The sequence below is a fragment of the Paenibacillus sp. W4I10 genome, assembly GCF_030816325.1.
GTDB classification, from domain to species: Bacteria; Bacillota; Bacilli; order Paenibacillales; family Paenibacillaceae; genus Paenibacillus; species Paenibacillus amylolyticus_B.
Genome location: NZ_JAUSXX010000001.1, coordinates 901,839 through 921,599, shown reverse-complemented (window position 1 = coordinate 921,599; position 19,761 = coordinate 901,839). Strand labels below are relative to the sequence as shown.

The following is a 19,761-nucleotide window of genomic DNA, read 5'->3' as shown; positions in this document are numbered from 1 at the left end:
ATAGATAATGGCTATACCTATCCTGAACCATTCGAGGTGATTAAACGATGATCTGTACACACGAAGCGAAGGTTGCCTGTTTCTCCAAAGTATCTCTGTTCCAGCATCTTGATCCATCCGAAGCTGCCTTGTTGATCTCCCTTCTGCATACCCGCAAATATAACAAAGGCGAAGTTGTCGTCCAGGAGGGAGAACGCTCAGATACGCTTTATGTGGTTCATCAGGGATGTGTGAAGTTATCCAAATACAATGAAAATGGCAAGGAACATATTATCCGGTTTCTGTTTCCCGGCGATTTCTTCGGACAAGATTCCCTGTTACACCAAAAACCACATGCCGCGAACGCCGAAGTTCTGGAGCCTTCAGCCATCTGCTCTATCAGCAAGCATGACTTTGACCAATTACTTGAACATAATCCGAAACTTGCTTATCATTTCCTGCTTGCCATTTCCAAGTTGCTCCGTGAAACCGATGAATGGAATAGCTCGCTAAGTGCGATGACAACGGAACAGAAGATTGCCAAGTTGCTATTGTATTTTCATACCCGAAATCATGCAAAGCATGAGATCCGCCTGCCTGTTTTCAAAAAAGATATGGCTCTGCTACTCGGGATCACACCCGAAACACTTAGTCGTAAACTCGCCATAATGCAAACTCAGGGACTGCTTCAGGTTACAGGGAACTGCATCCTTATTCTTCAACTGGAGCAGCTTAGGGAAATGGTTCCGTACTGAACTAAAGATTATTTACACTAACACCACGATGACAGAATAACCTTCCCATCACTGCTAACGTGTGAATGATTAGTTCAACTCATATAGCTTTTGGACAAGTATTATATTTCACATTGGATGTGAGTATCATCACAGTGTCACCTAGCATTACAGTATACAGTTAAGAAAATATCTTCAGGAGGTTTATGGGATGAATACGGTTGTTAAATTGGACAAACAGATCATTATGCACAAAATGCAGGAGCTCTGTTCACTGCTACTACAGGATGAAGGCTACAAAGAGATGCGGGAGATGATTGATCAGTTTGCTGCAGATGAGCAAGCCACAGCCCAGTATGAGCGTTTTATGGAAAAACACCAGGCACTGGAGGAAAAAGAACGGCAGAATATTGAGTTGCTTGCCTCTGAAATTCAGGTGTATGAAGAGGAAGAACGTGCTCTTTATGATCATCCCCTCATTCGTCGGTTCATCTATGCACAACGCGAGTTCAGCCAGCTGCATCAACAGATCAGTCACTATTTCACGAAATCCGTGGAAATGAACCGTCTACCCCAAGCGAATGAACTGGGTAAAGAAGCTTGCGGGTGCGGAGGCAGCTGTTCCAGCAACCACTAAGAACGTCCTTTGTTTAATAATAAAAAGAGTATCCGATCAGAAACCACTCTGTTCGAATACTCTTTTTATATAAATCAACTAATATCTACACGACAATGTAGGTATGTAGAGGACAGTGACTAGCAACTGGTTCTGTCATCTACAGATCCAACAACAGCGATACGAGCAATCCCATGGATGCAATCAAGCCCACAACTGGCCCGCCCTCTTCAAAGGCTTCAGGCATCATCGTCGAGCAGATCATGGCAATGATTCCACCACCTGCAAATGCACCAATCGCTGCACCCATCTCCTCTGGAAGCTGTTCCAGAAACAGATATCCACCCAAAGCCGCAAGCGCGGAGATCAATAGTACACTCAGCCACATTAATATAATTTTGCCACGACTGTACTTGCCCTGTAGTCCAACCGTACTGGACAGACCTTCAGGAATGTTGCTGACAAAGATCGATACCACCAGCACCACACTGACACCGTTGCCAGCCAGCAAGCTGGCTCCAAGCATGATGGATTCCGGGATAGCGTCCATTACCGTGCCTGCAAAGATACCCAGGCCGCTTTGATTCGAGTCTCCTGACCTTCCCGAGCGTTTACGCCCTGCCCCTCCCTTTGCAGAAACGAGCAAGTCAAACAGCGTATATACGACGGCACCCGCCGTAAATCCAATGGCTGTAGGGATAATCCCTCCATCATTCAGCGCATCTCCGAGTAGTTCAAAGGTAGCTGCCCCGATTAATGTACCTGTCCCAAAAGCCATAATCCAGCCAATGACTCGTTTGGGAATCTTCAGAAACAATGCTGCGAGTGCGCCTATGACAACCGCTGAGGCAGAGATGCCGCCCCACATGAATGCAGTCCACATCTGGGCCGACCCCTCTCAAGTTCAATTATGTTCTATCATTCCATTAACCTTGGCTGACGAATCAAAAACATTCCTGCGACGTTGTGACCTATATCACCTGCTGTGTTCAAAAATCACGCTATGATGAAATGATGCGAATTACAATAGAATAGACCACAGCAAGAACTGCACGGCTCCAATAATTTCGATGATACCAACCTTCATAGGGCGGAGTGTCCTGCCTGCATAGATGAAGGTTCGCACAGCGGAGTAGACATACGCCAAAGACATCCATGGATATCCTATCACCATCGGTATGATGATTAGAAGGATATGTACCATGCGAGTTAGCATCAGCCAACGCTTATTCGTTCGCTCTCGAAAGACCGATTTCACAAAGAACGTACTTCCTGTAAAATGTAAGAAAGAAAACAAAACTACGATCGCCATTCCATAGTCCCAGTGCCCGCTTCCTACGAGATAAGCAGCTGCTCCCCCTAGAGAAAATACGAGCATGGCACACAGGTCATTGGTAAGCGAGCGTTCTACTTTGTGTCTCACATGCCAGATGTTCACCAGCAACAAGCCAGCCAGTACCGGGCCAAAGAATAACAGTGAGGTATGACCAAGAACGGGCGGAATCAGGCAGATGAGAGCCACTGTACCGTAAATGGCAGCCCATTTGTAGAGACGCTGCCGATTGGCATTTCTTTTCAAAGACTGCAGTAAAGGATACGCAGTTAGATATAGTCCAAGCCAGGCTACAAATAAGGGCACATGCAGCCATTGCGGCCCACTTGCAACCATACCTACCAGAAAAGGTACACTAACCATGGCCCAGCCGCCATGTTCATGGGGGATAACGATTGAATGCGTATTGGTTTTCACTTCACAGTTAACCTCCTAGGATTGAATGATGTCGAAGTTCAGAAATATGAACACAGAGAGGAAAGATTCTCATGAGCAGGGTAAACAAAGATTCAGCAGCTGAGTTTTTACAACAGTTCCCCATCTTTCAGGACCTTAGTCCAGAAGAATTAAAGCAGGTCGAAGATATCGCCATTTCCAGAAGCATTCATAAGAAAACGGTCATTTTTAGCGAAGGTAGCGAAAAAGAAGCTGTTTTTTTCATTCGTACCGGCATTGTAAAAGCATATAAAACGGATGAGAACGGACATGAACAGATTGTCTCTTTCCTCAAAACAGGGGATATGTTCCCGCACACCGGCTTTTTTAACGCACACCCCTATCCGGCTACCGCTGAAGCGATTACCCCTACTGAACTACTGGCCATACCTGTCCGATTGTTCGAACGATTAATGCTGGGCACTCCATCGATTGCGATCAAAATCATGCGTGTACTCGGAGACAAAATACGAGAATTACAGGATAAATTGCAGGTACTCTCTGGTCAGGATGTGCGCAACCGTGTGCTTTCCTTCCTTCTCATGCTCGCAGAACAGCATGGACAGATACATGGAGACCAAATTATCATCAACCTTCCCATGACACACCAGGAGTTTGCCAATTCCATTGGTACAACAAGGGAGACAGCGAATCGGCTTCTAAATCAGCTTACTAAAGAGCATTTGATCGAAGTGGATCGCAGCCGAATTATCATTCTTGATTTACAAGCATTGAAACAACAAAAGGATGCATGATCACCAAGCTCCACTGGGGTTTCCCAATTCCTTACACCAATCTCTGTGTGCAAAAAGAGACCTTAACGCCTGCAATCGATGTTAAGGTCTCTTGCTGTATGCACAATTACCGATACATGTATCAGGCGATTGTGAGCTCTGGCTTGCCCATGTCACTGAACATGCCCGCATAATATTTGACTTCGCCTGCTTCATTACGGATTGCCGTAATACTTAGCCATTCCTGATAGATGTCTCCATTTTTCTTCCGATTCCAGATCTCGCCTTGCCAATATCCTTTTTCACGTAATTCCAGCCATAATTGGTCATAGAAACGTTTATCCTGCTTACCGGATTTCAGCAGACTTGGCTTCTGTCCAACCGCCTCTTCGGCACTATACCCAGTGACCGCAGTAAAGGCCGGGTTCACGGATGTAATAACACTGTTTGTATCTGTGATCAGAATGGCTTCAATGGTACTCTCCAGAATGCTGGCAGATAACTGAAGCTTCTCCTGGTAGAACATCCAGATCACAAGTACCAGGCTGACCAGCGCAATCTGAGACAAAGCCATGAAACCAATGGCATAATGACCCGTCATGCTGTACAACAAAGTCAACATCAAAGGAGGGAAGAATCCACCCAGCCCCCCCATAGCGGAGATCACCCCATTCGCTACACCTGGTTGTTTGACGAAATACATTGGCACTAATTTGAAAATGGTTCCGTTACCTGTCCCTGCGCATAATGCCACAGTCAGACATCCAATCGTATAGATATAGAATGATGGCGCGAAGGATAATACAATCGCTGCAATCGTTAATCCGCCAAAAACAAACATTAATATTTTGAACGGATTAAATCGATCTCCAAGCCAACCTCCTACGGGCCTCATAATGGTTGCAACGAGAATGAATCCCGCTGTACGAATACCTGCATCGACTTTATCCATCTGAAAGTGACTAACCAGAAAATTCGGCAAATAGACCGTAAACGCCACGAACGAGCCAAATGTCAGAAAATAAAACAAGCAGAGCAACCATAGTTTATTGTTGCGTGATATGGCCTTCAGTTGCTGCATCAATGGAGCGTTAACCCGCACTTCCTGTTTGTCACCCAGAACGAAATTTAGCGCAGCCATCCCTACTAGTAAAATACTGTAGAGCAGAACCGTCGTAGACCATCCCATACGATCAGCGATCAGCGGGGCTCCGAATGCAGACAGTGCTGTACCCAGGTTACCAATTCCGTAGATCCCGTTAACAAATCCATGTCGCTCTTTCGGATAATATTTGGGCAGTGAAGTTACACCGACGGAGAAGACAGCTCCACCAATACCGAGGAACAGTCCACCAATAACCAGATCACTGAACGACGTCGCTCGGCTAATCCACCATACCGGGGCCAGCAACAGGACAAAGCTGATCATGAAAATATTGCGTGCTCCATATCGATTCGTCCAATAACCAATCGGAATACGGGCAATCGATCCGATCAATACGGGAATCGCTGTCGCCCATGCAAGCTGAGAAGACGTAAGCGCAATGTCTTCTTTAATAAATGGCATCAGAGATGACAGGATAACCCATACCATGAAACCAAGAACCAGACTTGCGGTTTGCAAGGGCAGTTGAACCTTTCCTTTATGTTGCATTTACATCGCCCTTTCCTTTTTTTGTTCCTGTTTCGGATACACAGCTCCATCTCTTCTGCGATACAACACATAACTGCGTTTCAGATAACCCAGTGGCATACTTAACATGTGAACCAGACGAGTAAATGGAAACACGCAGTACAGTACAAAGGTAAGCAGAATGTGTACTTTGAAATTCAGCGGTACCGTCTGCATCAGAACCGGATCAGGCTGGAATACGATCAGACCTCGCAACCATGGATTAATCGTTGTTCGATAGTCGAAACCTGTGTGATTCACCGCATTGGCCGAGGTCGCCAGTATTCCGGTGACAATGACAATGATCAACATGACAAGGGCCAGCCAGTCCCCGATGCTGCTTGTTGCCCGCACTCTGCGAGCAACATAACGGCGAACCAGTAGAATGACTGCACCTGCAAATGCAATGATCCCCGCAGGCAGTCCTCCTGCGATAGCCATCAAGTGATATCCTTCATCACTCAGGCCGATCCAGCGATAGAACTCCACCGGAACAAGCAACCCGGCAATATGTCCACAGATTACGGCGAATATTCCAATATGAAAGAGTAAGCTGCCCCATTTTAACATGCGTTTCTCCAACATCTCACTGGACTTGGACGTCCAACTGAAGGGATTCGTCACATATCTCCAGATCGTCGCCGTAATACAGAAAACAATGACCATATAGGGAAGAGCGCCCCATAACAACAGTTCCAGTGTACTCACCGATTCCCCCTCCTCATCTGGGCAGCGATCTGCATAAGATCTGCTGGTTGTTGGTTAACTGTTTCTTCTTGTTCTGGCACATCAGAGGCAGGAGGCTCAGGAATGACCTGTAACATCAGGCTGAGTAAGGGTCCATATGGGCTTTTCTGCCCCGCAATGCTTTTGCTCATTGTGACCAACGCCTTATGGCAACTGGAGAGCACACCTAAGGCGTCTTCCTCGGGAGCCTCAGCTACAAATTCAAGCACCATAGGCAGGTAGTCCGGCAACTCACTTACTTCCATGTAAAATCCCGCAGCTTCGTATCTGCGCTTCAATTCAATCAAAGCCGGACCTCGATCCCGCTCATCGCCATGAAGAGCATATGTGAGATAGAGGTTAGACTTTTTATCAAAATCAAATGTACGAACATAAGAATCCTGCCACTCAATCGAGCTAACAACCTGTGCTTCATCGACAAATGTCAACAGGATCTGGTTCACCGTCTCATCCGAAATAGACTGTGCAGCTTCCTTAACACCTTGTAGTCCTTCTCTCCATTCTGTATCAGGATATTGCAGCAGATAGGAGATCAGTTTACAGACCATTCTTCTCGTATCCGTATCGTAAACCAGAGCCTGACCTGTTCCTTCATTGGGTTCGATCGTCATCGTTGTCGTTGTCTCCTTTCCCATCAGAATACTCCGCAAGAACCTGGACCACCTGCAAAATCAAGTCCGCAGCTGCCCTGTTCGCTGAAGAGATCTTCCACTTCCTCACGGTGAGCTGGCGGGATGACAAAACGGTCATTGTATTTCGCAATAGCGAGCAGTCGGTACATGTCCTCTACTTCCTGAGCATCCATGCCTACTCTTTCCAGTAATTCCGATTCACTGGTCTTGCCCGTCTGCTGGTTACGCATGTGAATGCGCATAACTGCCATTTTCCGCAGTACTTCACGGATTCGATCCGTATCTCCTGCCGTAAGCAGATTGGCCAAATATTCCACGGGAATACGCATGTTATCAATCGCCGGGAAAATATCATTGGCCTCCAGTGAACTTCCCTGTCCCTCTACCCGATTGGTAATCGGGCTAAGTGGTGGAATGTACCATACCATTGGCATGGTGCGGTATTCAGGGTGAAGCGGGAGCGCAATTTTCCAGTCGATAACCATTTTATAAATAGGGGACTGCTGCGCTGCAATAATCCAATCCTCTGGAATTCCGGCCTCGCGCGCTTCACGAATCACCTCAGGGTCATTCGGATCAAGGAAAATATCCATCTGGGATTCATAGAGATCCTGATCATTTTCAACTGAAGCAGCGGCTTCAACACGGTCCGCATCATACAGCATCAAGCCGATATAACGGATCCGTCCTACACAGGTTTCGGAACAGATCGTTGGTAGACCCGCTTCAATCCGTGGGAAACAAAGAGTACATTTCTCGGCTTTGTTTGTCTGCCAGTTGAAATAGACTTTTTTGTAAGGACAGCTCGACACACAGAATCTCCATGCGCGGCATGCATTTTGGTCGACCAGTACAATGCCGTCTTCTTCCCGTTTGTACATCGCTCCGGAAGGACAGGAGGATACACATGCCGGGTTGAGACAGTGTTCACAGATTCGTGGCAGGTACATCATGAATACCTGTTCAAAATCCATTTTGATTGAATCTTCTACCCCCTTCATATTGGGATCTTCCATTCCGGTTATATGGGCACCTGCCAGATCATCTTCCCAGTTCGGACCCCACTCCAGATTCATATATTCACCGGTAATCTGGGATTTGGGTCTTGCTACAGGCTGGTGTTTTTTCTCCGGACTGTTCGTCAATTTCTCATACTCGTATGTCCATGGCTCGTAATAATCATCAATGGTAGGCTGATCCGGATTATGGAAAATGTTAAGCAGGCGTCTTGCACGTGTTCCGGATTTCAGCTCCAGCTTGCCATTCTTCATCTCCCAACCACCGCGATAACGCTCCTGGTCCTCCCATTGTTTCGGATAACCGACCCCTGGCTTGGTCTCTACATTGTTCCAGTACATATACTCTGCACCTGGACGATTGGTCCAGGTGTTCTTGCACGTTACACTACATGTATGGCACCCTATACATTTGTCCAGATTCATGACCATGCTGACTTGTGCTTTAATCTTCAAGCCAATCCACCTCCTGCAGTTTTCTTATGATGACGTTGAGGTCACGCTGGTTGCCTGTCGGGCCATAGTAGTTGAAGCCATAACTTAACTGGGCATAACCGCCAATCATATGTGTCGGCTTCACATGAATACGTGTCGGACTGTTATGTGTACCCCCACGTGTCTGTGATATTTTGGTGCCCGGAACATTAATGTGACGGTCCTGAGCGTGATACATGAATGCCATGCCGCGAGGAATACGGTGCGTTACTACGGCTCTGGCAACGACTACCCCGTTACGGTTGAAACATTCGATCCAGTCGTTGTCAACGAGTCCCGCTTCTTCTGCATCTTCGTGGTTCATCCAGATTGTCGGGCCACCTCGGAACAGGGTCAGCATCGGCAGCGCATCATAGTACATACTGTGGATCGACCACTTGTTATGCGGTGTCAGGTAGTTCAGGACGATTTCCTTGCCACCCTCAATCGGACGTTTGCTGTTGGGATGAAACGGCGTATGCTTCAGCACAGGTTTAAATGTCGCTAATGTCTCTCCGAACTCACGGAGCATCGCATGATCAATGTAGAACTGCTGTCTGCCTGTCAATGTACGCCATGGAATGAGGCGCTCCACATTGGTGGTGAATGGCGAATATCGACGTCCACCTTTTTCCGATCCGCTGAATGCAGGCGAGGTAATGACCGTTTTCGGTTTGGAAGTGATCTCGTCAAACGTAAAACATTCCTCCGACCGTTCCTCAGCCAAATCTTTCAGATGTAATGCTGTTTTCTGTTCAAACGCCTCCCACGCACGCACAGCCATCTTGCCGTTCGTTGTACTGGACAAGGTCAGAATGGCCTCCGCAACGTTACGGTCTGTGCTCAGATCTGGACATCCTTGACCAATGCCATCTTTACGGTGCACGCCCAGAATGCCCTTGAGTTTTTCATACTCTTCACTAGCTGACCAAGATATGCCTTTGGTGCCGATTGGTTTATCCTTCACCACAGGTCCAAGGCTGATCATTTTGTTATATACGGCAGAATAGTCACGTTCCACGACCTGAATATGTGGCATCGTTTTACCCGGAATTGCTTCACATTCTCCCGCACTCCAGTCTTTGATCTCTCCGTACGGTTGAGCAAGCTCATCCGGTGAATCATGCAAGAGCGGTGTAGCAATGATCTCCTTCTGCGGCCCATCGAATTGCTGCGTAGCCATCTCGGAGAATACACGTGCGATTTCCTTAAAAGTATCCCAGTCGGAACGGGATTCCCACTGCGTGGCTACCGCCGGGTTGAATGGATGAACGAACGGATGCATATCCGTACTGCTCAGATCGCTTTTCTCATACCAGGTCGCTGCTGGCAGCACAATATCGGAATACATCGCTGTACCTGCCATACGGAAATCCATGTTGATCATCAGGTCAAGCTTGCCTTCCGGTGCTTCATCCACCCACTCCACATGCTCTGGGCGCAGTCCATGATCGTCATCGTTCAGCAATCCGTTCGTTGCACCGAGCAAATGTTTCAGAAAATACTCATGCCCTTTGCCAGAACTTGAGATCAGATTCGCTCTCCAGACAAATAGTACACGCGGGAAGTTCGCCGGATCATCCGGTTGTTCGATCGAGAACTTCAGATTTTTGTTCTGTAGCTCGGAAGCAACATAAGCGCCAATCTCTTCCTTCGTCGTTGCTCCGGCCTGTAGTGCATCCTGATGCAGATCAATCGAGTTACGATTGAACTGTGGATAGGATGGAAGCCAGCCCATACGCGCAGCCATCACATTATAATCAGCCACATGCTGGAACCGCGGTTCACCTTCAAGCGCCGAAGTCAACTCTCCGACTTGGGTCTCCTCGTATCTCCATTGATCTGTTGCAAAGTAGAAGAAGGATGTTCCGTTCTGCAGACGTGCAGGTCCGGTCCAGTCACGAGCAAAGGCAATCGTCTGCCAGCCTTCAGCCGGACGCAGTTTCTCTTGACCGACATAATGGGCCCAGCCTCCACCGTTCACACCCTGACAACCTGTCATCAGAATTAAGTTAATGATGGCGCGATAGATGACGTCGGAGTTGTACCAATGATTAATACCGGCTCCCATGATGATCATGGAACGACCTTTGGTATCGATCGCATTCTGTGCGAACTCACGTGCAATCTGTACGACAGTCTTTTGGTCCACACCAGTGATTTTCTCTTGCCACTCTGGAGTGAATGGTTTTACTTGTGTTGCATGCAAGATGTCGTCTCCATGGTTAACACGTACACTCAACTGTCCCACACCAGTGACAACTTCTGTTGAATCCGCAGAGCGGGTCATTTCTCGTTCGACTCCGTACTTCGCAAGCACAAGATCATATACGGCTGTGACCATAATCCATCGATCCTCAAGCCATATTCGACGTACAGGAATCTGACGTTGCATGATATGTTTACCTTCATCATCAAAGTATGGCAGTTGAATCGTTACAAGATCATGATGGACACCGAGCATGGATAGTCTTGGATCAATCGGCTCACCGTTCTCCACCTGTTCCATTTTGAGATTCCATGTGCCTTCTTCACCCCATCGGAAGCCCAAACTTCCTTTGGGCATCGCATAGGTTCCACTGTTTTCATCGTAAACGAGCGTTTTCCAAGCCATGTTATTACCTGTGATGCCCAGATCTTCCCCAACGAGAAATCTGCCTGCTGTGTGTACGCCATCTTTTTCTTCTACAATCAGCAGATTTGGAAAATCAGTATACTGTTTGGCATATTGCATGAAATAGTCCGTAGGTTTTTCAATATAAAACTCTTTTAGAATGACATGGCCCATAGCCATCGCCAGAGCGCCGTCCGTTCCTTGTTTTACCGACATCCACGTATCTGCGAATTTCACATACTCCGCATAGTCCGGGCTGATCGACACCACTTTTGTTCCCCGATAACGTGCTTCAGCCAGGAAGTGTGCATCCGGTGTCCGCGTCATTGGCAGATTCGAGCCCCAAACCAGAATGTATCCCGAGTTGTACCAGTCACTGCTCTCTGGCACATCCGTTTGATCACCCCAGATCTGAGGTGAAGCCGGTGGCAGATCCGCATACCAGTCGTAGAAACTGAGCAATGGTGATCCCATCAGGGATAAAAACCGTGATCCTGCTGCATAACTGACCATCGACATGGCAGGAATCGGAGAGAAACCAATAATCCGGTCCGGTCCGTATTCTTTGATCGTATGAATTAGCGAAGCTGCAATAATCTGTGTAACTTCTCCCCAAGACGCACGAACCAATCCACCTTTACCACGTACCGATTTATATCTTTTTACTTTTGCAGGATCATCCGCAATGCTGGACCACGCTTGGACCGGGTCACCATGCGTCTGAAGTGCATCACGCCACATATCCAGCAGCGCACCACGTACGTACGGATGTTTGACACGCAGTGGGCTGTACAGATACCATGAGAAACTCGCTCCACGTGGACAACCTCGTGGCTCAAATTCCGGCATATCCGGTCCAGTTGAAGGATAATCAGTAGCCTGCGTTTCCCAAGTGACAATGCCGTCTTTCACATAGATCTGCCAGCTGCATGATCCGGTACAATTGACGCCGTGTGTGGAACGCACCACTTTGTCATGCTGCCAGCGGCGGCGGTAGACATCTTCCCAATCCCGGTTAACCGGGGACATCTCACTCCAGCCCTCCGCACTTTTTTCACGTTTGGCAAAATATTTGAGTTTGCCCATCCAGGGCATGCTTTTGTTACTCATTGTTGTCCTCCCACATATATGACCTGTTGATGCAAGTTGAATCCTGAACTGCTGTTGCTAACCTCCGATTTGCGACATATGTCGCAGCGTTGGCGTGCCGTCAATCTGTTGCCCGTTTAAGGCTTTTAACATGTCATGTGTTTCGGGTTTGGCTCCGAGCGCCTTGTAAAATAAATCCTGCACCGCCTTGTCATCACCTACGAGTGGACGAACATTGAACTCATCTGACCAGTAGAGACAAGGTTTGATATTTCCGTCTGCTGTCAGCCTGAGCCGATTGCAATTTCCGCAGAAATGGCTGCTCACCGGGTGAATCAGACCAAAGGTTCCGGCAGCTCCCACAATGCGATAACTATCTGCCGGGCCATTGCCGTAAACTTCACCACAGCTTTCGTAGTTCCATGATGCTCCGCATGTTTCCAGCACATGTTCGAGTGGTAGATATCCTGATCTCCAGCCATCACCACTGTCACCTATGGGCATGTACTCAATAAAACGAATATCAATTGGATCATCCAGGGTCATACGCAGAAAATCTTCCACCTCATCGTCGTTCACGCCTTTCATGAGTACGACATTTAGCTTGATCGGATGAAATCCTGCTTGTTGGCTGGCTTTGATGCCGTCCAGCACACGTTGCACTTTACCGCCTCGTGTAATGCTTGCGAATCGCTCCGGCTTCAAGGAGTCGAGGCTAATGTTCACCCGGGTTAGTCCCGCAGCCTTCAGCAGATCCGCATAAGCTGCCAGATATATACCGTTCGTTGTCAATGCGATATCTTCAATTCCTGGAATGGCGGACAACATGGCAATCAGTTGATCCAGCCCCTTGCGAACAAGAGGCTCCCCTCCAGTTAAACGCAATTTCCTAATGCCTAATGGAGCAAGCGCCTTAACGATGGACGTGATTTCTTCATAGGACAGGATTCGTTCTGTCGGTTCAAACTGCATTCCTTCCTCCGGCATACAATACACACAGCGGAGATTACAGCGATCCGTAACCGAAATTCTTAAGTAATCATGTATTCTTCCAAACGGATCCATTAATTTCGATTCCATACACGTACCTCCCTTCTCTAGGGTGCTGTCTTCACATCAGCCGAAGGAGAAACCTGCTTCCTCTCATCGAGTGTCATCTTGACGCTAAATATAAGGATGTCTCGTTCGCTCAACTGTGCAAAATATCACAAGAAGTGAAACATAGCGCACAGTTGCACATCTATATATGCTCCGCAACCCTTTTCCAAACAGGATTTTGGTCTAAATAAGGCAAAATTATGGCAAAAGGAAATGTGTGAGCAGGCTCACACAGACCCCTCTTCACATTTTCTATAATCAAATTGCAACACCACACTATCCCTATTTGGAGGAATGACACATGAACACATACACAGCAACCATTAATGCCACGGAGTATCCACCGCATTTGAAACATAAAGTTATTTTCGAAACGTTTGATCAATTGCAACCACATGAATCCATGCTGCTCATTAACGATCACGATCCTAAGCCACTTCGATTCCAATTCCAGTCCACACATCCCGATGGCTTCAACTGGGAGTATATTGAGCAGGGTCCTACAACCTTCCAGGTCAAAATCAGCAAATTATAGATTGGAGCTGAACCGCCATGGCCCACGTTGAAATCATTGACGATACTACACTTCGCATCACGCTGAGGTTGGAAGATGCCCTAACCATGGTACAGATAGCACAGCGTGAGCAGGCCGAATATGCGCAAGAGATTATCACCATCTACGAAAAAATGTCTGTGTTCGAATACACTCATTTCTGTTTTTACGCCTATGACAGTGCAAGACTTTTTGAGCGTATGCTCGGGATGGACCCCAAAGCCTATCTGTCCTTCTCCCTCGATGCGCCGGAGTCATTCTTCTATGCGCTGTACGGTGGAATGGCCGCCCTGTATGAATCATCTCTGCAATTGGTACAGCAGGCGGATGTAGCTAGTGCAGGATCGGATGTGAACGGACATGTCTCCATCTGACGTCCATATTGTTGAATTGGATGTGCGTCCTCATCTGAGTAAAAAGTTGGAGCCGTTTCAACTGATCATGGACACGGTCAAAGGCCTTCAGCATGAAGATGTATTTGTACTACATGCTCCATTTAAACCAACGCCACTGCTCGGTATTCTCAAGATGAAAGGATACTCCAGCACATCGGAAAGAAAAGGTTCAGATCACTGGGTTACCACGTTTGTGCACAAAAAAAACAAAACCGGTGCAAAAGCATTATCTGCAATGGTTTTATCTGGATCAGAAGTTAATTGGGAACCCCATTCAGATGAAGAATCAGCTTCATGCAAAGGACATTCAGAGGAGCAAGCTGTTGCGATTGAAAAATTTGAATCCCTACAGGCGCCCACCGTTATACTGGACAATCGCGGATTGGAACCGCCACAGCCAATGATGCGAACACTTGCCGCACTGGAACGTTGCAAACCTGGGGAAGTCGTACTGATTCACAATGACCGTGTGCCAGTTTTCTTGATTGAGGAGTTAAATAATCTCGGTTGCCCCTTCACGGTTGAGGATCAAGCCGATGGTACGGCCAAAGTGAGAATTGAAAAAGGGTAAGGAGGCAAAAGCCATGTCCAGGTTGCCGTTTCTTTTTATCATCACGGGCATCTTTGGATTTGTAATGTATCACGCATTCTCCCTGCTCTCGCTGACAGGCTGGCTTGGTGATGAACTCAGAGGACCCGAAGGCTGGTTTCATGCCCATCTGTTTGTGCTCGGGTGGGCAACCATGCTGGCTATGGGTGCCGTTTATCAGTTGATACATGTTATTTTGCAATCCAATATCTATAGTCTGTTTCTCGGTTATTGTCATTATTTCTTGTTTAGTATCGGAATCGTGGGCATGTTATACGGCTTCATTCGTGCAGATGTCATCTGGATTGCCGGTTCTGCTACACTCGCGCTTTCTGGCATTCTGTTGTTCGGATGGAATATGGCCATTACCCTCTTCCGGGCCTCACAGTGGAATCCGGTAACGATCAGCGCAGCTTGTTCCTGTCTTTATCTGGTTCTTACCGGGCTGTCCGGTATGCTAATGGGTCTGAATTTTGCCTTTGGTGATTGGAATAGTCTGCATGAACGCTTATTCGGCGCACATATCTGGATGGGAACACTTGGCTGGTTTGGCATGTTAATTACCGGCTTCAGTTACAAAATGCTTCCCATGTTCTACTTATCCCACGATTATTCCATTCGACTGCAAAAAGTGGTTCTGGTTCTGTGGAATGCAGCTGTAGTTACAGGTGTTGTCGCATTTCTGACAGGTATCAAGGGAGGCCTACTCTGGCTCGCGCTCCTACTTCTAACCGCAGCCCTTCTCTTCTATGTGTATCACTTGGAGCAAATTCAGGAGAAACGGCACAAAAGTAACCCAGGTCCGGGCATTCGCTGGTCTGTCTATGTAAGCCGTGCGTTTGCTGTATATGCTGTTGCCCTACTGATCTATTCCTCACAAGGAACTGAACTGCTGCTCCATCCACGTGTTGTTCTGCTGTCTGGATGGGGATATCTCGGGGGCTGGGTGTCTCTCACCATACTTGGCTATGCCTCCAAAATCGTGCCTTTTCTATGGTGGACCCACAAATATGGCAAGCAGGCAGGCAGACCGGGAACACCGTTGATGGCAGGTATGTTGATTGAACGGTATGTCAATTGGGGTATGCTCGCCATGGTGGCTGGAAGCCTTTTGCTTGTCAGTGGAATTCTGATTAATCTGGCAGAGGTCATGATGGTTGGAGGGACGATTTTGTCTCTTGTCTCCATCATTTATATAACAAATATTGCTTTGGTATTCAGACGTTAACATAAATAAGGTGGACTGGAGAGTGAACATGATGGAACAAACCACGCATTTGCTGGAATGTCTCAAGGAAGTGTATGACCCTGAATTAGGTGTCAATATCGTTGACTTGGGTCTGGTGTATGAAGTAAGGGAAGAACCTGAACGGGTACATGTACGGATGACGCTGACTACACCAGGTTGTCCGCTGCACGATACCATTGTTGGTGCGGTGAAATGGGTTTTGCAGGAAAATACAAATATGGCCGATATTGATGTTCAAGTCGTGTGGGAGCCACAATGGTCTCCACAGCTGATGTCGAATGAAGCCAAGGAAATGCTGGGATACTTCTAGGCAGAATGTCGATAGACCGGATGAATAAACAAGCTGCTGGCGGAATACGAAAAAGCGTACTTCAGATCTGATGTTCTCAGACCCAGGTATGCTTTTTATTTTGCGATGGAACAGAATCAAGGTATTCTTGAATAAAAATAAATAAGGAAACTCCAGAATAGAGTTCCCCTTATATGGTGCCGATCATTAACCATTTTATCGATGTCTGGATAAATAGATGTTAGATGAAGATGTTAGATGTCCTTGGCATACGATGCTGCTGGTACTTTATTTAACACCACGAACAAACGAACCTCCTGATCTCCTGTATTATGGAATGCGAACTCCACCTCACCGCCACAATGGATCACATCCTCTTGTTTCACCTCTTGTTCTTCACCATCCAAAATAAGTGTGCCTGTGCCTTCGACCACCAGCAAAATAACGTCTGTGCCCGGATGTTTATGAACGGGAAGCTGCTGACCTGGCAGGAAATGAAGTACAAAGGTCACTCCACCACCCTGTTGGAATAAAATCCGTTTCGTAAAACGGTCCTCGCTGAATGTTTTGACTTCTTGCAATGACGTGATACTCATGATTAATCTTCCTCCTCGATAATATAATCTGTGAATACATTCATCTTATCGCAAGAAAACCCGCATTTCCTTGATCTGAATCAAGGAATGCGGGCAATGAACAGATCGTGGTCGGTCCCTATGACCGTTTGTTTCTAAGATGGTTACACCATCATTTTGCGCAGAGAAGCGATATATCTCGAACGTATAACGATAAAATAAAACGTCTGTGCAAGTACAAAGGCACCAAATACAGTCAACACCGGCATCGTATAATTGGTAATCCCGAATTCAATAAGAAATGGCTTAACCACGACCAAAGTTTCAATGATAGCTACTCCGATCGGTAAAAAGAACAAAATGGCAATCTGAACGGTGGATGATCGTTTCATCTCCTGGAAACTGAGACCCATTTTCGAAAGAGAATGCACCATCTTTCCATCCGCTTCAAGATCGGTATGCAGTCTGAAATACAAAAAGCTTGCGGAAGAGATCGAGAAGATTAATCCGATAAATATGCCCAGGAAGGTAAAGAGTGCTGTCCCCTGTCTGAATCTTTCAAAATCACCGTACCGCGTACTCAGATATCCAGAGTGGTTATCCGTTGAAGCGTTACTGCTTTGAATGGAATCCGCAGAGAATAGAAGCTGATCGCTGACCATGGCTTCCGAGGAGTGGCGGTCAGGTACCGCATGACCCCATGCAGGGATCTGATACAGATATTTACCAGATATCATATTCTCTTTGATCTGTTGGGCAATCTCTTCATACTTCTCATCCGGTAGGACAACTACACCTGTAGCATAGAGTAGGGTTCCAAACTGTGGATCGATATCTGTATCCGTAACCCGAGCTTCCAGTGGGCTCGCATTCAGACTCAACGTCAACTTGTCTCCCTTCGCATAATTACGAAATCTGTTGCGCTCTATCTGACCCTGATCCTTCTCATTGCGGGTATCCACAAATAAGGCGGATCCGGCATCCAATTGGAACATCTTTTTCCCTTGTGTCAGATTGTATTGGTTGTAGTGACTAAGCGGCATAACCGAGACAGCACTCTGATCTGCAGCTGACCAGAAATATTCCAGATATATCTGTTGATAATCCAAACCTGCAGCTTCAAGCATCGAATCAATAGCGCTCATATCCAATTGGTCTGCTGGTCTGAAGACATTGTATTGAATTGGAAAATCGTTGTTTGTAAACTGCTCCCGGTTCTCCTGATCCAGTGACAAAATTACAACTGCACTCATTGAAGCAATCGCAATGACCACGGTCACCATAAACAGCATGCGGGCATTATCCTTCATTTTATAGCTCATCTCTGAGATCCATAACAGACGTGTACCATGCCATACCGTTTTACGATTACGCTTCAACAAACGGATGATGAGCACGGAAAGTTGTGAATAGAAAAAATATGTTCCTGCTATCCCTGTTACTGCTGCAAGCATGATTGTTCCGCCATTTAACTCGCTACGGAGTACCATAAAACCTACTGTAAGTAAGGCAAAACCCAGAAGTGAGAAGAACCACGAAGCTTTGGGCTCTTTTTTAGGTTTGCTGGTCCCCGTCAAAAGTTCTAACGTCCGTTTGTTTCCGATAAAAACCAATGTGAAGAGTGAAATGCAGAAAAATAATAACAGAAAGGCCCCGATCGTAATCAGAATCGCTTTCACCGGAAAATAAAAGGGCAGATCATCCATCCCGATAAAACGAGTAGTTAACATCAGGAACAGCTTGGACAACAACATACCTCCGCCGATACCGGCAATAATGGACAGACAGCCGATCAACATATTTTCCAATATGACCAATTTCCGAATCTGTCCAGGCTCCGCACCAAGTATGGTCAGAATGCCAAACTCTTTATTCCGTGATTTGAGAAAAGCACTGATGGAATACATGACAAAGAAAAAAGCAAACACGTACACGATAATTGAAGCGATCTGCATCCCCGTAGCAGTTGTGTCACCCATTGGCAACTCCGCCACATATGGATGATAGATAAATACTGCATAAGCGAAAAATATCATGACCATAAACACACTGCTAAGAAAAAAAGCAATATACGCTCGCCCATTGCGGCGAATGTTATTAAACGCGAACTGAGGAAAGCTCATGTGAATTCCCTCCCCAGAAGGATAAAGTATCAATGATCCGCTGGAAGAACGTCTGTCGATTATCTCCGCGGTGTACCTCGGCTGCCAGTTTTCCGTCCTTGATGAACACAATTCGGTTGCAATAACTTGCAGCAAGGGGATCATGTGTAACCAGCATAATGGTCGTTTTCTCTTGCTGATTAATCTGTTCAAGCGACTCCATGACGGCCTGAGATGAAGTAGAATCCAATGCGCCAGTAGGTTCATCCGCCAATACAATCGAAGGCATATTAATCATGGATCTGGCAATGGCTGTGCGCTGTCGCTGTCCGCCCGAGATTTCGTACACTCGTTTATCCAGAATATGATCAATCCCAAGCTTGGCTGTAATGCGGTGTAGTCTGCTCTCCATCTCCTTCAGTTTGACCTTGTCCAGTGTCAATGGAAGTACAATATTCTCGGCAACCGTCAGCGTGTCCAATAGATTGAAATCCTGAAAAACAAACCCGAGTTCCCGACGTCGGAACATGGCAAGTTCTTTCTTTTTCATATCAAACGGATTCATGCCATTAATCAGCACCTTGCCTGAGCTGGGTTCATCAATGGTGGAGACCATGTTTAACAAAGTTGTTTTGCCACTACCCGACGGGCCCATAATACCCACAAACTCACCTTGCTTGATTGTCAGATGAATATCACTAAGGGCTTGAGTCTGCACTTTGCCCTGATATACTTTGTTCAGTCCCGATACTTGTAACATTTCCATACATAATTCCCTCCTGATCCATCATTCTTTATACGTTAATTCTATTCTTATCCTAACTGACCTCCCATAA

General features: G+C 46.7%; 19 protein-coding genes. 8 read left to right on the top strand and 11 right to left on the bottom strand.

The features are described from left to right. The first annotated feature begins 47 nt into the window (after positions 1-47). Together QF049_RS04175 and QF049_RS04170 are read left to right on the top strand one after the other, a co-directional pair. Entirely contained in the window at positions 48-734 is a 687-nt protein-coding gene (locus tag QF049_RS04175) for a Crp/Fnr family transcriptional regulator (RefSeq protein WP_307535029.1), read from the top strand. Between the two features lie 190 nt (positions 735-924). After that, on the top strand, positions 925-1,350 hold the full coding sequence (locus tag QF049_RS04170) for a YlbF/YmcA family competence regulator (RefSeq protein WP_307535027.1): 426 nt from the start codon (positions 925-927) through the stop codon (positions 1,348-1,350). Between the two features lie 139 nt (positions 1,351-1,489). On the opposite strand, the gene QF049_RS04165 is transcribed toward QF049_RS04170, so the two are convergent. Together QF049_RS04165 and QF049_RS04160 are read right to left on the bottom strand one after the other, a co-directional pair. Then, the gene (locus QF049_RS04165; RefSeq protein ID WP_091017873.1) at positions 1,490-2,212 is read right to left on the bottom strand and encodes a ZIP family metal transporter; all 723 of its coding nucleotides are present in this window, start codon (positions 2,210-2,212) and stop codon (positions 1,490-1,492) included. Positions 2,213-2,350: 138 nt separating this feature from the next. Further along, complete coding sequence (locus QF049_RS04160; protein WP_307535024.1) at positions 2,351-3,079, bottom strand: YwiC-like family protein; 729 nt, start codon at positions 3,077-3,079, stop codon at positions 2,351-2,353. A 71-nt stretch (positions 3,080-3,150) separates the two neighbouring features. On the opposite strand from QF049_RS04160, the gene QF049_RS04155 reads away from it, so the two are divergent. Further along, positions 3,151-3,852: a Crp/Fnr family transcriptional regulator gene (locus tag QF049_RS04155; RefSeq protein WP_307535022.1), complete on the top strand. Its 702-nt coding sequence runs from the start codon at positions 3,151-3,153 to the stop codon at positions 3,850-3,852. Positions 3,853-3,973: 121 nt separating this feature from the next. Here the strand turns inward: QF049_RS04155 and QF049_RS04150 are convergent, their stop codons facing one another. From QF049_RS04150 to moaA, 6 genes are read right to left on the bottom strand one after another with little or no spacing between them, the layout of a single operon-like run. Further along, a complete protein-coding gene (locus QF049_RS04150) occupies positions 3,974-5,485 on the bottom strand; it encodes a nitrate/nitrite transporter (protein WP_307535020.1) in 1,512 nt (503 codons plus the stop codon). Further along, positions 5,486-6,211, bottom strand: a complete 726-nt coding sequence (narI, locus tag QF049_RS04145; protein WP_307535018.1) for a respiratory nitrate reductase subunit gamma — start codon at positions 6,209-6,211, stop codon at positions 5,486-5,488. Next, positions 6,208-6,900 (bottom strand): nitrate reductase molybdenum cofactor assembly chaperone, encoded by a 693-nt coding sequence (gene narJ, locus QF049_RS04140; protein ID WP_307535016.1) that lies wholly within the window; start codon positions 6,898-6,900, stop codon positions 6,208-6,210. Before narJ ends, narI begins: the two co-directional genes overlap by 4 nt. Next, complete coding sequence (narH, locus tag QF049_RS04135; protein WP_150365487.1) at positions 6,885-8,354, bottom strand: nitrate reductase subunit beta; 1,470 nt, start codon at positions 8,352-8,354, stop codon at positions 6,885-6,887. The genes narJ and narH overlap by 16 nt, the downstream gene beginning before the upstream one ends. Further along, positions 8,344-12,096, bottom strand: a complete 3,753-nt coding sequence (locus tag QF049_RS04130; RefSeq protein WP_307535013.1) for a nitrate reductase subunit alpha — start codon at positions 12,094-12,096, stop codon at positions 8,344-8,346. The genes narH and QF049_RS04130 overlap by 11 nt, the downstream gene beginning before the upstream one ends. 57 nt (positions 12,097-12,153) lie before the next feature. Next, on the bottom strand, positions 12,154-13,155 hold the full coding sequence (moaA, locus tag QF049_RS04125) for a GTP 3',8-cyclase MoaA (RefSeq protein WP_124116286.1): 1,002 nt from the start codon (positions 13,153-13,155) through the stop codon (positions 12,154-12,156). A 319-nt stretch (positions 13,156-13,474) separates the two neighbouring features. Between moaA and QF049_RS04120 the strand changes: the two genes are divergently transcribed. From QF049_RS04120 to QF049_RS04100, 5 genes are read left to right on the top strand one after another with little or no spacing between them, the layout of a single operon-like run. Beyond that, a complete protein-coding gene (locus tag QF049_RS04120) occupies positions 13,475-13,708 on the top strand; it encodes a DUF2249 domain-containing protein (protein ID WP_307535010.1) in 234 nt (77 codons plus the stop codon). A gap of 17 nt (positions 13,709-13,725) precedes the next feature. Further along, entirely contained in the window at positions 13,726-14,100 is a 375-nt protein-coding gene (locus QF049_RS04115; protein ID WP_307535009.1) for a hypothetical protein, read from the top strand. Then, a complete protein-coding gene (locus QF049_RS04110) occupies positions 14,087-14,692 on the top strand; it encodes a DUF2249 domain-containing protein (RefSeq protein WP_124116284.1) in 606 nt (201 codons plus the stop codon). Before QF049_RS04115 ends, QF049_RS04110 begins: the two co-directional genes overlap by 14 nt. A 13-nt stretch (positions 14,693-14,705) precedes the next feature. Next, entirely contained in the window at positions 14,706-15,938 is a 1,233-nt protein-coding gene (locus QF049_RS04105; RefSeq protein ID WP_307535006.1) for a hypothetical protein, read from the top strand. A 31-nt stretch (positions 15,939-15,969) separates the two neighbouring features. Further along, positions 15,970-16,269, top strand: coding sequence for a metal-sulfur cluster assembly factor (locus tag QF049_RS04100; RefSeq protein ID WP_373428332.1), 300 nt, complete (start codon positions 15,970-15,972; stop codon positions 16,267-16,269). Positions 16,270-16,502: 233 nt separating this feature from the next. Here QF049_RS04100 and QF049_RS04095 read toward each other — a convergent pair whose 3' ends face one another. From QF049_RS04095 to QF049_RS04085, 3 genes are all read right to left on the bottom strand, one after another. After that, complete coding sequence (locus QF049_RS04095) at positions 16,503-16,844, bottom strand: cupin domain-containing protein (protein WP_307535001.1); 342 nt, start codon at positions 16,842-16,844, stop codon at positions 16,503-16,505. 143 nt (positions 16,845-16,987) lie between these two features. Next, positions 16,988-18,946 (bottom strand): ABC transporter permease, encoded by a 1,959-nt coding sequence (locus tag QF049_RS04090; RefSeq protein ID WP_307534998.1) that lies wholly within the window; start codon positions 18,944-18,946, stop codon positions 16,988-16,990. Next, the gene (locus QF049_RS04085) at positions 18,921-19,691 is read right to left on the bottom strand and encodes an ABC transporter ATP-binding protein (protein ID WP_017687815.1); all 771 of its coding nucleotides are present in this window, start codon (positions 19,689-19,691) and stop codon (positions 18,921-18,923) included. The genes QF049_RS04090 and QF049_RS04085 overlap by 26 nt, the downstream gene beginning before the upstream one ends. Positions 19,692-19,761: the final 70 nt, after the last annotated feature.

Excerpts from the sequence above, each read along its gene's own strand:
- QF049_RS04170 (WP_307535027.1), top strand. The coding sequence starts at position 925 with ATGAATACGGTTGTTAAATTGGACAAACAGATCATTATGCACAAAATG.
- QF049_RS04155 (WP_307535022.1), top strand. The coding sequence starts at position 3,151 with ATGAGCAGGGTAAACAAAGATTCAGCAGCTGAGTTTTTACAACAGTTC.
- QF049_RS04090 (WP_307534998.1), bottom strand. The coding sequence starts at position 18,946 with ATGAGCTTTCCTCAGTTCGCGTTTAATAACATTCGCCGCAATGGGCGA.
- QF049_RS04110 (WP_124116284.1), top strand. The coding sequence starts at position 14,087 with ATGTCTCCATCTGACGTCCATATTGTTGAATTGGATGTGCGTCCTCAT.
- QF049_RS04175 (WP_307535029.1), top strand. The coding sequence starts at position 48 with ATGATCTGTACACACGAAGCGAAGGTTGCCTGTTTCTCCAAAGTATCT.
- QF049_RS04095 (WP_307535001.1), bottom strand. The coding sequence starts at position 16,844 with ATGAGTATCACGTCATTGCAAGAAGTCAAAACATTCAGCGAGGACCGT.
- QF049_RS04165 (WP_091017873.1), bottom strand. The coding sequence starts at position 2,212 with ATGTGGACTGCATTCATGTGGGGCGGCATCTCTGCCTCAGCGGTTGTC.
- QF049_RS04100 (WP_373428332.1), top strand. The coding sequence starts at position 15,970 with ATGGAACAAACCACGCATTTGCTGGAATGTCTCAAGGAAGTGTATGAC.
- QF049_RS04150 (WP_307535020.1), bottom strand. The coding sequence starts at position 5,485 with ATGCAACATAAAGGAAAGGTTCAACTGCCCTTGCAAACCGCAAGTCTG.
- QF049_RS04105 (WP_307535006.1), top strand. The coding sequence starts at position 14,706 with ATGTCCAGGTTGCCGTTTCTTTTTATCATCACGGGCATCTTTGGATTT.
- QF049_RS04115 (WP_307535009.1), top strand. The coding sequence starts at position 13,726 with ATGGCCCACGTTGAAATCATTGACGATACTACACTTCGCATCACGCTG.
- QF049_RS04085 (WP_017687815.1), bottom strand. The coding sequence starts at position 19,691 with ATGGAAATGTTACAAGTATCGGGACTGAACAAAGTATATCAGGGCAAA.
- moaA (WP_124116286.1), bottom strand. The coding sequence starts at position 13,155 with ATGGAATCGAAATTAATGGATCCGTTTGGAAGAATACATGATTACTTA.
- QF049_RS04130 (WP_307535013.1), bottom strand. The coding sequence starts at position 12,096 with ATGAGTAACAAAAGCATGCCCTGGATGGGCAAACTCAAATATTTTGCC.
- QF049_RS04120 (WP_307535010.1), top strand. The coding sequence starts at position 13,475 with ATGAACACATACACAGCAACCATTAATGCCACGGAGTATCCACCGCAT.